10 protein-coding genes and 1 pseudogene are annotated in these 12,995 nt (G+C 70.8%); all 11 read right to left on the reverse strand.

What is annotated here, in order from left to right:
• Window positions 1–126 precede the first annotated feature (126 nt).
• The 11 genes and pseudogenes from Pth03_RS20170 to fakA all read right to left on the reverse strand — a co-directional run bounded on the left by Pth03_RS20170 (window position 127) and on the right by fakA (window position 12,866).
• Window positions 127–3,843: an SMC hinge domain-related protein gene (locus Pth03_RS20170; protein ID WP_203945883.1), complete on the reverse strand. Its 3,717-nt coding sequence runs from the start codon at window positions 3,841–3,843 to the stop codon at window positions 127–129.
• 365 nt (window positions 3,844–4,208) lie between these two features.
• Window positions 4,209–4,403, reverse strand: coding sequence for a hypothetical protein (locus tag Pth03_RS20175; protein WP_203945884.1), 195 nt, complete (start codon window positions 4,401–4,403; stop codon window positions 4,209–4,211).
• Window positions 4,404–4,589: 186 nt separating this feature from the next.
• A complete protein-coding gene (locus Pth03_RS20180) occupies window positions 4,590–4,865 on the reverse strand; it encodes an acylphosphatase (protein WP_203945970.1) in 276 nt (91 codons plus the stop codon).
• Window positions 4,866–4,891: 26 nt separating this feature from the next.
• The gene (gene mutM / locus Pth03_RS20185) at window positions 4,892–5,794 is read right to left on the reverse strand and encodes a bifunctional DNA-formamidopyrimidine glycosylase/DNA-(apurinic or apyrimidinic site) lyase (RefSeq protein WP_203945885.1); all 903 of its coding nucleotides are present in this window, start codon (window positions 5,792–5,794) and stop codon (window positions 4,892–4,894) included.
• Between the two features lie 33 nt (window positions 5,795–5,827).
• A pseudogene (gene rnc / locus Pth03_RS20190) lies at window positions 5,828–6,490 on the reverse strand (ribonuclease III); the annotation flags it as partial.
• A 327-nt stretch (window positions 6,491–6,817) separates the two neighbouring features.
• Complete coding sequence (rpmF, locus tag Pth03_RS20195) at window positions 6,818–6,997, reverse strand: 50S ribosomal protein L32 (protein WP_203945887.1); 180 nt, start codon at window positions 6,995–6,997, stop codon at window positions 6,818–6,820.
• A gap of 1 nt (window position 6,998) precedes the next feature.
• Window positions 6,999–7,571, reverse strand: coding sequence for a YceD family protein (locus Pth03_RS20200; protein WP_203945888.1), 573 nt, complete (start codon window positions 7,569–7,571; stop codon window positions 6,999–7,001).
• 70 nt (window positions 7,572–7,641) lie between these two features.
• Window positions 7,642–8,118: a pantetheine-phosphate adenylyltransferase gene (gene coaD / locus Pth03_RS20205; protein ID WP_203945889.1), complete on the reverse strand. Its 477-nt coding sequence runs from the start codon at window positions 8,116–8,118 to the stop codon at window positions 7,642–7,644.
• A 17-nt stretch (window positions 8,119–8,135) separates the two neighbouring features.
• Window positions 8,136–8,705, reverse strand: coding sequence for a 16S rRNA (guanine(966)-N(2))-methyltransferase RsmD (rsmD, locus tag Pth03_RS20210; RefSeq protein WP_203945890.1), 570 nt, complete (start codon window positions 8,703–8,705; stop codon window positions 8,136–8,138).
• A 383-nt stretch (window positions 8,706–9,088) separates the two neighbouring features.
• Window positions 9,089–11,260, reverse strand: a complete 2,172-nt coding sequence (gene recG / locus Pth03_RS20215; RefSeq protein ID WP_203945891.1) for an ATP-dependent DNA helicase RecG — start codon at window positions 11,258–11,260, stop codon at window positions 9,089–9,091.
• A 37-nt stretch (window positions 11,261–11,297) separates the two neighbouring features.
• Window positions 11,298–12,866 carry a DAK2 domain-containing protein gene (fakA, locus tag Pth03_RS20220; protein WP_203945892.1) on the reverse strand — a complete coding sequence of 523 codons (1,569 nt, stop codon included), beginning with the start codon at window positions 12,864–12,866 and terminating at the stop codon, window positions 11,298–11,300.
• Window positions 12,867–12,995 lie beyond the last annotated feature (129 nt).

Genomic DNA, 12,995 nt, shown 5'->3' on the forward strand with positions numbered 1-12,995 from the left:
GCCCGCAGCGAGGAACGAGCGAGGACGTGACGAGGGAAGACCCGGCCTTACAGCGCCCCGAGCCGCCTCGCCGGAGGCGAGGCCATAAACACAGCGCCCGCCGCGCCGAAGGCGCGGCAAAGAAGATCAGCCCGCGTGTTCGCGCAGGCGCTGGCTCACGACCTGGGTGACGCCGTCGCCTCGCATGGAGACGCCGTACAACGCGTCGGCGATCTCCATGGTGCGCTTCTGGTGGGTGATGACGATGAGCTGGGAGTTCTGCCTGAGCTCTTCGAAGAGGGTCAGCAGCCGCTGGGTGTTGGTGTCGTCGAGGGCGGCCTCGACTTCGTCCATGACGTAGAAGGGCGAGGGGCGCGCCTTGAAGATCGAAACGAGGAAGGCGACCGCCGTGAGCGAGCGCTCTCCGCCGGACAGCAGCGACAGCCGCTTGACCTTCTTGCCCGGGGGCCGGGCCTCGACCTCGACTCCGGTGGTGAGCATGTCCGTCGGGTCGGTCAGCAGGAGGCGGCCTTCGCCGCCTGGGAAGACGCGTGCGAAGATCTCGGAGAACTCGCGCTGCACGTCCTCGTATGCCGCGGAGAAGACCTGTTCGACCCGGTCGTCGACTTCTTTGACGACGAGCAGGAGGTCCCTGCGGGTCTTCTTGAGATCTTCGAGCTGTGACGTGAGGAACGCGTGGCGTTCCTCGAGCGCGGCGAACTCTTCCAGCGCGAGCGGGTTGACCTTGCCGAGCTGGGTCATCTGCTTGTCGGCCGCCCTAGCCCGCTTCTCCTGCTCCTCACGGACGTATGGCACGGGCGGATCGCCGGGAACCATGACGGACGGCCCGTATTCGGAGATGAGCGGCTCGAGTTCGACGCCGTACTCCTCCATGGCCCGCTGCTCCAGCTGCTCCAGGCGCAGGCGCTGCTCGGTGCGGGCCATCTCGCTGCCGTGGGCCCGGTTGACCAAGGTGTCGAGTTCGGAGGCGAGCGCGCGCACGCTGAGCCGTACGGCTTTGAGTTCGGCGTCGATCTCGCCCCGGGCCCGCTCCGCGTCGTCGCGTTCCTCCGCGGCCCGGGTGAGCGACGTCTCCAGGGCTTTGAGCGCGGTCCGCGTGCCGCCGACGACCGCTGCGGCGATCTCGGCCTGCTTGCGGCGGCGTTCGCGCTGGGCGGCCGCCCGTGCCCGGTCCTCGCGTTCGCGCTGTGCGGCCCGCATGAGCCCGTCGGCGCGGCCGGCGATGCCTCTGACCCGCTCTTCGGCTGTACGGACGGTCAGCCTGGCCTCCATCTCGGCCTGGCGGGTCACTCCGGTGGCGGCGGCGAGTTCGTCACGCGCGTCGGTGGTCGGCTCCGCTTCGAGTTCCTGGGCGTATTCGGACTCGGCGAGTTGTTCTTCGAGTTCGAGGACGGCCGCCTGCGCGAGTTCGCGCGACTCCTCCCCGTCCTGTACGGCTTTCGCCAGCCGGACGGCCTCGTCCTGGGAGGCCTTGACGGCCGCTTCGAGCCGGGCGAGCTGCTTGGCTGCGGCGGCGGCCTTCTGGTCGGCGTCGCGCTGGCGGCTCCTGAGCCGGTCGAGCACGGACTGGGCGGCGTTGAGGCCGCTCTGTGCGCTGTTGATGCCGTTCTGGGCCGTGGTGACGTCGTTCTGGGCCTCGGTGACGCGGGCCTGGGCGGCGTCGACGGCTAGCTGGGCCTCCCTCTCGGCGGCCGTGGCCTCGTCGAGGGCGAGGGCGTGCGCCTCGGCTGCCGTCTCGGCGGCGGCGAGGTCGGCGGCGGCCTCGTCGAGCGCGGCCCGCACCTGCAACACCGAGGTGACCCCGCCGGATCCGCCCTGGGCGTGGTGGGCGCCGAGGATGTCTCCGGAGCGGGTGACCGCCCGCAGGCCGCGGTCGGCGTCCACGACCTTCCGGGCGGCGGCGAGATCGTCGACAACGACCACGCCGTCCAGCACGGCGTCGACGGCCGGGCGGAGCCGATCGGGTACGGTCACCAGGTCGGCGGCCCATTCCGTGCCGGCCAGGGGAAGCGGTGGCCTCGTGGCCGTATCGGGCTCTTCCGAGGTGATCAGCAGGGCGGTCCTGCCGCCGTCGGCGCGGCGCAGGTGCTCCAGCGCGGCCACGGCGGTGGCGAGCGAGTCCACGGTCACGGCGTCGGCCATCAAAACCGCGGCGACGGCGGCTTCCGCGCCGGGCTTGACGGTGAGCATGGTGGCGACCGGGCCGAGTACGCCGGAAAGACCCGCACCGAGCAGGGCGGCGGCCCCGTCGACACCCCCGGCGAGACTCATCTCCAGGGCTTCGCGCCGTGCCTGCAGCGCGGCGACGGCCCGCTGCGACTCCTGGTCGGCGGCCCGGGCGGCGCCGACGGCCGTCTTCGCGGCGGAATGGGCCTCGCGGGGGGCCGCCGCCGCGGCCTTGGCCTCGTCCACGAGGGCCTTGGCCTGCTCGGCGACATCCTTGGCGGCTTCGACGGCCTCCCTGGCGATGTCCACGCCTTCCTGGGCAGCCTCGAGTTCGGCGGCGAGTTCCGGGTCGGCGGCGGGCTCGCTCAGCTCGTGCGCGTCGACGTCGCCCTGCGACCGTTCGGCCCGCAGACGCGCGTCTTCCAGGGCTTTGGTCAGCCGCCCGATCTCGTCGCCGGCGGAGCGGACCCGGCTTCTGGCCGACTCGACCTGGCCGCGGAGCCGGGCGAGTGCCTCACGCCTGTCGGCGGCGGCGCGGGCGGCTCCCGCGAGACGACGTTCCTCGACGGCCAGGGCCTCCTCGGCCTCGGCGCGGACCTCGACGGCCGCCTCCAGCCGCTCACGCGCCTCATCAAGCTCCTCGGCGAGCACACGCTCCTGCTCACGGATCTCGGCGGCCTCACGTTCGAGGTCCTCGGGGTCTCTGCCGCGGCGCTCGATGGAGGCGGCGTCGGCGGCATGCCGTCCACGCTCGGCCGCAAGGCTTTCGACGCCGCGCAGCCGCTCACGCAGGGCCGACAGGCGGTAGAAGGTCTCCTGAACCGCCTTCAGCCGGGGCTGGGCCTCGTTCTCCGCGGCCTCCAGCTCCCCCTCGCGCCGCTGGCCCTCGGCGAGCTGGGCCTCCACCTGGGTGCGCCTGGCCTGGACGGCCGCCTCGTCCGCGGCCTCCCGTTGCAGGACCTCGCGCAGGGTGACGACGTCGTCGGCGAGCAATCTGAGCCGTGCGTCGCGCAGGTCGGCCTGGATGACGGCGGCCTTGCGGGCGATCTCGGCCTGCCGTCCGAGCGGTTTGAGCTGGCGGCGCAGCTCGGTCGCGAGGTCCTGCACCCGGGTGAGGTTGGCCTGCATCGCGTCGAGTTTGCGGAGCGCCTTCTCCTTGCGCTTGCGGTGCTTGAGGACGCCTGCGGCCTCCTCGATGAACGCGCGCCGCTCCTCCGGCCCGGCGTGCAGCACCTGGTCGAGCTGGCCCTGCCCGACGATGACGTGCATCTCCCTGCCGATACCGGAGTCCGACAGCAGTTCCTGGATGTCGAGCAGCCGGCACGTGTCGCCGTTGATGGCGTATTCGCTCTGACCCGACCGGAACATCAGCCGGCTGATCGTGACCTCGGTGTAGTCGATCGGCAACGCACCGTCGGAGTTGTCGATGGTCAGCGTCACCTCGGCCCGGCCGAGGGGCGGGCGGCTGGAGGTGCCCGCGAAGATCACGTCCTCCATCTTGCCGCCGCGCAGCGACTTGGCGCTGTGCTCGCCCATGACCCAGGCGAGGGCGTCGACGACGTTGGACTTGCCGGAGCCGTTGGGACCGACCACGCAGGTGATGCCCGGCTCGAATCGCAGGGACGTGGCGGAGGCGAATGACTTGAAGCCGCGCAGGGTGAGGGTCTTCAGGTACACCCGTCCCCCTCCTTGGACGCCGGACTTATCGGGGAAGACTACCGGCCCCGGCTGGTCCGGGACGTCGGATGGGCCCCATGACACCCCTCTTCGGCGGAGCGGTCCGCTGCGGGCGCCGCGTTATCGCAGGGAAATGGGCCCCGCTCATGCTACGGCCAAGCCGGGAAACACCCTGGCCTCGTGCGCGGACATATGCCGTGGCCGTCGGAGAAATGAGACTTGAGCCACACCACAGCCACTGATGAAAGGGGCAAATTTGACTTCGGCTGCGATTTACCCTCGGATGAATATCCGTAGAACAGCCTGCCCAAATGACAAGGGACGCCTTTACGGGGCGTCCCTGACAATCCTTCTTGTGCCGGTCCTCAGGTGAGGGCCGGCTCGCGATCCTGCAGCCGGACCAGGGTTTCGTCACGAGTTTGCGCTGCCAGCGCGTCGTTTTGTGCCTGGAGCCGGTTGAGTTCTGCCTCCAGATCCCGGATGCGCTGCTGGAGGCGGCGCATTTCCGAGACCATTCGAGGGTCAGGACCGCCGACGTGGCCGAGTAGAGCCTTCGCCATAGTAAAGGGTCCTCCACGCTGAGTGACCAGACTGGTTCGCGCACTTCTTGCCGCGGGAGGGGTGCGCGTGGTTCCTCTCAAGAGTCGCACCGGCATTGGAGGCGGTCAAGCTGAACGCTCCGTACGCATGCCGATGGGCACTCTCGGTAGGTAAATATACCGCATTTGGGTGGTTTGAGGGAAGGGCTATCGCTCCACAAACCCCGTGGTGCTTCCTTTGGCCTCACTCCAGCGCTCCACCACGCCGTCTACCTGGCCCGGCGTGGTCCCCGACCGCAGCAGTTCCAGAAGCCGCTCGCATGATTCCCGTGGACCTTCGGCCACGATCTCAACCCTGCCGTCGGCGAGGTTCGCGGCCCAGCCGGCCAGACCAAGCTCGAGCGCCCTGGCCCTGGTCCACCAGCGGAACCCGACCCCCTGCACCCGGCCCCTCACCCACGCCGTCAGCCTCACCGCGTCCACACCCGTGTCCGTTCCCTCCGAGGCGGTCACGGCCTGGCGTTCCTCGGCCGGGGCTGGCATTTCGGGCAGCTGTAGGACGAGCGGTTCATGAACGCCTCCCGGATGACGGGCGTCCCGCACCGGGGGCACGGCTCGTCCCGCCTGCCGTACACGGCCAGTGACCGGTCGAAGTAGCCGCTCTCGCCGTTGACGTTCACGTACAGGCTGTCGAAGGACGTGCCGCCCTGGCCGAGCGCCTCCGTCATGACCTCACGGACGCCCGACAGCAACGTGGCGATCACGGGACGGGTCAGGTTCTCCGTGGGCCGCGCCCAGTGCAGCCGGGCCCGCCACAGCGCCTCGTCCGCGTAGATGTTGCCGACCCCGCTGATCAGCGACTGGTCGAGCAGCGCCCGCTTGATCCCCGTACGGCGCAGCCGCAGCCTGGTCGCGAAGGCCGCGTCGTCGAAGGCCTCTTCCAGGGGGTCGGCGGCGATGTGCGTGATCGGCTCGGGCACCGGCCGCCGTAACCGGGCCATCGGCGCGACCAGGAGGTGGCCGAAGGTGCGCTGGTCGACGAAACGCATGTCCGGGCCGCCGTCGGTGAACGCCACCCGCACCCGCAGATGCTTCTCGGCTGGGGTGCTCGGATCCACCATGAGGAGCTGGCCGCTCATGCCGAGGTGAGCCAGCAGGGCGTCGGCCGCCACGACCGGCTCCCCGGTGACCGGGTCCACGTGCCCGGCCGGCCCCTCGTACAGCGGAAGCCACAGGTATTTCCCGCGCCGCTCGGCCGACAGGACGGTCCGGCCCTTCAGCTGATCAGGCAGATCCCCGACGTTCCTGCGCACCGCCCGGGGATGGAGCACCTCGGCCGAGGCGATCGTCCGGCCGGCGACCCACTGGTCGAGACCGCGCCGGACGACTTCGACCTCCGGCAGTTCGGGCATTGCGCTTCGACCTCCCGATCGTCGCCGCTGAACTCAGGCCTGGCCGAGGCCCGCGCCCTCACGGGCGTCCCGCATCGCCCGGATGGCCGTCCAGGCCGCCTCGGCGGCCTGCTGCTCGGCCTCCTTCTTGCTGCGGCCCGAGCCCGTGCCGTACTGCCGGCCGCCCACGAGAACCGCGGCCACGAACGACTTGGCGTGGTCGGGGCCGCTCTCGTCCACGTGATATTCGGGAACGCCGAGCAGTTCGGCGGCGGTGAGCTCCTGGAGCGAGGTCTTCCAGTCGAGCCCCGCACCCAGAGAGGCCGACCGCTTGATCAGCGGGTCGAAGAGCACGTGGACCACGCGGAACGCCTCGTCGAGGCCCTTGTCCACATAGACGCTGCCGATCAGGGCCTCCAGGGTGTCGGCCAGGATGGACGACTTGTCGCGCCCGCCCGTGCCTTCCTCCCCGCGGCCGAGACGCAGGTACTTGCCGATCCCGAGGGCGCGGGCCACGTCCGCCAAGGCCCGCATGTTGACGACCGCCGCGCGCAGCTTGGCGAGCTGGCCTTCCGGCAGGTCGGGATGCCCGTGATACAGGGTGTCGGTGACCACCAGACCCAGCACGGAGTCCCCGAGGAACTCGAGGCGTTCGTTGGTGGGCAGGCCGCCGTTCTCGTAGGCGTACGAGCGGTGCGTCAGCGCCCGCTCCAGGATCTGGGTGCCGAGCCGTACCTCGAGAACCTGCTGAAGCTCGTCTCGTGCGACCTCGACGGCCACCGGCTTAGCCGATGATGGCGCCATGTCTCTCCTCCTGACTCATGCATGGCAGGGCCGAGCACGGAGGCAGGTGGATCGCCGGAAAAGCCCGAAGACGTGGTGGACGCCGGGCCGCCGAAGTTCGGAGGCCCCGGCGTCCACCACGGCCGCGGGCACGCTCGTTGGTCGTCGTTCCAACCGCCGCCGCACGCGCCTGTAAGCAAGGTAACGCCGGCCGGGTCGATTTGACGATCCGGCCGGCGTCCCGATCCGCTCAGTGCGCGATCAGGCCGACGGCTCGATGACCTGCCGACGGTTGTAGGTGCCACAAGTGGGGCACGCCACGTGCGGGCGCTTCGGCGAGCGGCACTGCGGGCAGCTCACGAGTGACACCGCGGCGGCCTTCCACTGGGCCCTGCGGGAGCGGGTGTTGCTCCGCGACATCTTCCGCTTGGGGACGGCCACGTCAACCCTCCTGATCGTCTTCTTTTTCCACAATCAAGCCCTGCAGCGACGCCCAGCGCGAGTCGATCTTCTCGTGACCGTGGTCAGGGCCGGCCTCCGCCAGCTTGACCCCGCACTCCGTGCAGAGACCGGCGCAGTCATCACCGCACACCGGGCTCAACGGCAGTGCGAGCACCACCGCGTCACGGAACACCGACTCGAGATCGAGCAACTCTCCGTCGAGGAAGAGGTCGTCCTCTCCCCCCGCGCTTCCAGGAAGCGCGTCATCCGCCGAGTAGAAGTAGAGCTCCTGGAAGTCGACCTCGATCTCCGAGGTCAACGGCTCCAGGCAGCGCGAGCACTCTCCATGGAGCGGAGCCCGCGCCGTGCCCGTGACGAGCACGCCCTCCATCACCGCCTCGAGCCGGATGGCCAGCTCGACGTCGGCGTCCTTGGGAACGCCGATCATTCCGACCGCGAGATCCGCCGGAGCCGGGAGAACCGGAGTGATTTTGCGCATCGACCCCGGTCGTCGTCCCAGATCATGAGTGGAGATCACCCAAGGGGCTCGGGGGTCGAGGCTGCGCTGAGTCATTCCACTCTCGTTAGGCATGGCGAATAACCGCCGTCGTGCAAGGCTGAAAGGCAAGGATACCAGCCCCTGGTCAGCCCCGGAGACGCTCCACGAGCAGGGTGTTCACGAGGTCCGGAACCAGGCCCGACACGTCGCCGCCGTACCTCGCGATCTCCTTCAGCCGGCTCGACGACAGGAAGGAGTATTCGGGGTTGGTCGACATGAACAGCGTCTCGACACCTGACATCCGGTAGTTCAGCTGGGCCATCTGCAACTCGTAGTCGAAGTCGCTGACCGCGCGCAGGCCCTTGACGATCGTGGGGATCTCCTGCTGCCTGCAGAAGTCGACGAGAAGCCCGTGGAACTTCTCGACGCGGATGTTGCCGTACTCCTTGGTCACCGCGTTGAGCATCTCGATCCGCTCGTCGACGGTGAACAGGCTCTTCTTCTCGACGTTGATGAGGACGGCTACGACGACCTCGTCGTACAGGCGTGAGGTCCGGCCGATGATGTCCAGATGTCCGTTGGTGACAGGGTCGAACGAGCCCGGACAGACGACGCGACGCAAGGGCGCACCCCCAAGATTTACTGGTTCCCGGCGGCGCGACCGTACCAAACGGCCGCTTCGCCGTACCGGCGGACCCTGTCCTCTTGGAATCCGCGCGGCCACACCAGGTCCTTCCCCCTGGACTCCCGCTCCACCGCGACCAGGGCGCCGTCGGCCAGCCAGCCGTTGTCCCTGAGCGCCTCGAGCACCCTGCCCACCGCCTCGTCGGTCACCGCGTACGGCGGGTCGGCGAAGACGAAGTCGTACGGCTCGGCGCACGGCCGCCCGACCACCCGCTCGGCCTTCTCCGCGCCGAGCACCGCGCCGGGCAACCCGAGCGAGGCGATGTTCTCCCTGATCGTCCGTACGGCCTTCGCGTCCGACTCGACGAGGAGGGCGTGCGCGGCTCCCCGGCTGAGGGCCTCCAGGCCGACGGCGCCGGAGCCGGCGTACAGATCGAGCACCCGCGCTCCGCCGAGCGACCCGAGCAGGGAACCGACGGTGGCGAACAGCCCCTCCCTGGCACGGTCGCTGGTGGGCCGGGTCGCCCCGCCTGGGGGGACGGCCAGCCTGCGGCCTCCGGCCGTTCCTGCGATCAACCGCGTCACCCGTTCATTCTCCCCGCAGGCGCGGGCCCGTCGCACCTGCGGGCGGCCCGACCGTGAAGATCGTCCCAGGTCAAGAGTGGGCAAGAGGGAGCGAGGAATAGGTAAGAGCGGTATCGCGGGGCCTGCGGCATCCGCATGATGAGTTCTGCGGCCTTCAAGGTGACCCAGGGGAAGGCCGGCCGACGTGATCGTGAGCCCTTCCGCGCGTCGGCGCCCTCGGCACCTGACCCGAGGGTGGGCCCAGCCGGGGACGGCATTCGGGGGGAGGCCGTCCCATGGCTGGGCCCTGGGTCATTTAAGCGCTCGCGCGTCGGGCCCGTCAGCGCCCCGAGACGATTTGCGACCTTTCCGAGATCTTCGGCATTTGTCCGATCGGTTCGGCCTCACGCCTTCTCCAGAAACTCCGCCTTCTCGTCGGCGACCACGGCCTCCAGTTCCGAGCGGAGCGCCGGATGCGCCTCCAGATCGGGGTCGTCCGTCAGCACGGCCACGGCCTCCGCCCGGGCCAGTTCGATGACGTCCTCGTCCCTCAGGAGCTGAAGCATCTTCAGCGACGACTTGCGTCCCGACTGCGCGGCGCCGAGCACGTCGCCCTCACGCCGTTGCTCGAGGTCGACCCGCGACAGCTCGAACCCGTCCAGCGTGGCGGCCACCGCGTCCAGCCTGGCCCTGGCGGGCGTTCCCTCCGGCGCCTCGCTCACCAGCAGGCAGAGCCCGGGCAGGCCTCCCCGGCCCACGCGCCCGCGCAACTGGTGGAGCTGCGAGACGCCGAACCGGTCGGCGTCCATGATGATCATCACGGACGAGTTCGGCACGTCGACGCCGACCTCGATGACGGTGGTGGCCACCAGCACGTCGATCTCTCCTCGGCTGAAGGCCGACATCACCGCGTCCTTCTCCTCGGGCGGCAGTTTGCCGTGCAGCACGCGCACGCGCAGGCCGTGGAGCGGACCCTCCGAAAGCTCCTCGGCGACGTCCAGGACCGCCAGCGGGGGCCTGCGCTCGTCCTCCGAGGCGGCCTTGTCGAGGTCGCCCTCGTCGCCCTCCTGGTCGCCGATGCGGGGGCACACGACGTAGGCCTGCCGGCCCAGCCCCACCTCCTCGCGCACCCGCTGCCACGTGCGGTCGAGGAAGTGCGGCTTCTCCGCCGCGGGGACCACGTGCGACGAGATCGGCGCCCGCCCCGACGGGAGCTGGGCGAGAGTCGAGACCTCCAGGTCCCCGAAGACGGTCATCGCGACCGTCCGGGGGATCGGGGTGGCGGTCATCACCAGCACGTGCGGCCGCCCTCCCCCGCCTTTCTCGCGCAGCGCGTCACGCTGCTCCACGCCGAACCTGTGCTGCTCGTCCACCACCACCAGGCCGAGATCGGCGAACTGGACGTGCTCCTGGAGGACGGCATGGGTGCCGACCACGATGCCGGCCGCGCCCGAGGCGGCGTCCAGCAGCGCGCTCCTGCGGGCCGCGGCCCCGAGCGACCCGGTCAGCAGGGCCACCGCCGTACCGCCGAACATGCCGCCGGTGGCGAGGTCGCCGAGCATCTTCACGATCGACCGGTGATGCTGCTGGGCCAGCACCTCCGTGGGGGCGAGCAGCACCGCCTGGCCGCCGGAGTCGACCACCTGCAGCATCGCCCGCAGCGCCACGATCGTCTTGCCCGCGCCCACCTCTCCCTGCAGCAGGCGGTGCATCGGGTGCCCCTTGGCGAGGTCGGCAGCGATCTCCTCCCCGACCGTCAGCTGGCCCTCGGTGAGCTGGAACGGCAGCCTGCCCTCGAAGTCCCGCAACAGCCCGTCATCGCTGCCCGGCCGGGGGCGGGCGGGCAAGGCGGATGCGGCCATGCGCCGCCGTACCAGGACGGCCTGCAGGACGAACGCCTCGTCGAACTTCAGCCGCCTGCCGGCCCGCGCCACCTCGCCCATGTCGCGCGGCCGGTGGATCTGGCGCAGCGCGGCCTCCAGCGTGGGCACCTCGAGCCGCTCGCGCATGCCGGCGGGCAGCGGGTCGTCGAGGGTCAGCACGTCGAGCACCGTGCGCACGGCCCTGCGGATCTTCCAGGTGGCCAGCCCCTGCGCCGAGGGGTAGATGGGCACCGGCGCCGCCGCGAACTCCTCGGCGGTCTCGGCCGTCTCGTCGAACGACTCGTAGTCGGGATGGGTCAGGGAGACCCGCCGGGTCTTCCCCGCGGCGAAGATGTTGACCTTGCCGGAGAACATGGCCTCGGTGCCCGGCGTCAGCCGCTGCTCGGCGGCGTAGGCCCCCTTGCCGAAGAACGCGAGGTGCAGCTTGTCCCTGCCGTCGGTGACCTGGACGTCGAGCCAGGTGCCCTGCCGGTTCTTCATCGGGCGGCGCATCGCGGACGCCACCTTGCCGACGACGGTCGCATGCTCGTCGTTCTCGAGCGAGGCGATCGGGGTGAGCTCGCCACGCTGCGCGTAGCGCCTCGGGTAGTGCCGCAGCAGCTCCCCCACGGTGGCGATGCCCAGGGCGCTCTCCAGCGGAGCGGCGGTCTTGTCGCCCAGGGCCTTCTTCAGCGGCTCGTCGAACCTCGTCACGTGACCAGTTTCTACCCCGGATCACCGACAACGCGGGTCACTCGACGCCGATGAGGAGCGGATAACCTCCCTGACCGCCTTCGAGGACGGTCATCTCGACGTCGGGTCGTTCACGCTCCAGATGCCCTTGTACGGCACTCAGCACGTCCTCAGGGGCTCCCTCGCCGGTCACGAGGGTCACCAGCTCGCTTCCCGCCGACAGCAGGCGCCGGGTCACCTCCACCGCCGTCGCGGCGAGAGCCGTACCGATGAGGGCGGCCTCGCCGTCGACGACGCCGAGCACGTCTCCGGTACGGCAGAGCCCGGCGCTGGTCATCACCTCGCGGTCGGCGACCCACACATGGCCGTGGCGGGTGTGCCCGGCCGCGTCGGTCATCGCGACCACGTCGTCGTCGAAACGCCGCAGCCGATCGTGCACGGCGAGCGCGGCCAGCCCCTGCACCGAGGCCCGGGTCGGCACGACGCTGACCGTGACGCCCTCATCGCGGGCGATCTCGGCGGCGGCGGAGGCGACCGCCAGCACGCCGCCGTCGTTGGGGAACACGGCCACCTCGGTTCCGGCCTCCCTGATGGCCTGGAGCACCGCGGCGAGCGGCGGCGTGCCGCCGGGGTCCCGGCGCACGACCACGGCGCCCTCCCGGCGGAAGAGGGCGGCCAGGCCGTCTCCCGCCGCGATCGCCACCACGCCCCTGGGGCCCCTGCCGTGCCCGGGCCCGTGCGGGCGCTCTCCGAGATGGGTGACGCGGATGCGGTGCGGACGGCCCACGTCGAGCGCCGCCTCGATCGCGGCCCCGGCGTCGGCGGTGTGGACGTGCACGTTCCAGAGGCCGTCTCCCCCGACGATCACCAGGGAGTCGCCCAGGGCGTCGAGCGCCGCACGGAGGCGGCCGATGCCGTCGTCCCCGGCGTCGATCAGGTACATGACCTCATAGCCGGCGCCGCCGGAGGCCTCCTCCGTGATCCTCTCGGTGGGCGCGGGCACGTCGTGCCTGTCGGTGTAGGCCTCCGTGACCACCTCGGCCAGGCTCTCCAGGATGATCGCGAGCCCGGCCGCGCCCGCGTCGACCACGCCGTTGCGGGCCAGCACATCGAGCTGCGCCGTCGTGCGGCGCAGGGCCCTGCGCGCCTCTTCGGCGGCCCTCCGGGCGACCTCCGCGAGATCGTCGGGGGCGTCCCGTACGGCTCCTGCCACCGCCGACAGCACGCTGAGCAGGGTGCCCTCCACGGGCCTGACCACGGCGGCCCTGGCCAGATCGGCGGCCTTGACCAGGCCGTCGCGCAGGTCGGCTCCGCGGCCCTCCGCCTGCCTGAGCACCTCGGCCAGCCCGCCGATCGCCTGGCTCACGATCACGCCGGAGTTGCCCCTGGCCCCGAGCAGGGCGCCGCGGGCGAGCGTGCGCCATGTGGTGTCCCTGCCGGCGTCCCCCGGCAATCCGTCGAGCGCCTCGGCCGCCGACAGCAGGGTCAGGTGCAGGTTGGTCCCGGTGTCGCCGTCGGCGACGGGGAACACGTTGAGCGCGTCGATCTCCGCTCTGGCCTGGCCCAGGGCGTCCGCGCAGTGCCAGAGCCAGCGGCGTACGGCCGGGGGGTCGAGCACGTCCAGCATCGGGATCCTTCCTCGCAGGCGCGCCGCTCCCCCGATGCGCTACCGTTGGCGGATACGAGATTATCCCCGTTCGCCGGATCTCCGTTTGGCATGCGACGGCTGACATCGGATATCCTCGTCTGGCCAGCC

It is taken from the genome of Planotetraspora thailandica (assembly GCF_016863335.1).
Lineage (GTDB): Bacteria > Actinomycetota > Actinomycetes > Streptosporangiales > Streptosporangiaceae > Planotetraspora > Planotetraspora thailandica.

What these genes read in the sequence shown, in the direction of transcription:
- Pth03_RS20175 (WP_203945884.1), bottom strand. Translation starts at nt 4,403, where the DNA reads ATGGCGAAGGCTCTACTCGGCCACGTCGGCGGTCCTGACCCTCGAATG.
- mutM (WP_203945885.1), bottom strand. Translation starts at nt 5,794, where the DNA reads ATGCCCGAACTGCCGGAGGTCGAAGTCGTCCGGCGCGGTCTCGACCAG.
- Pth03_RS20200 (WP_203945888.1), bottom strand. Translation starts at nt 7,571, where the DNA reads ATGACTCAGCGCAGCCTCGACCCCCGAGCCCCTTGGGTGATCTCCACT.
- fakA (WP_203945892.1), bottom strand. Translation starts at nt 12,866, where the DNA reads ATGCTGGACGTGCTCGACCCCCCGGCCGTACGCCGCTGGCTCTGGCAC.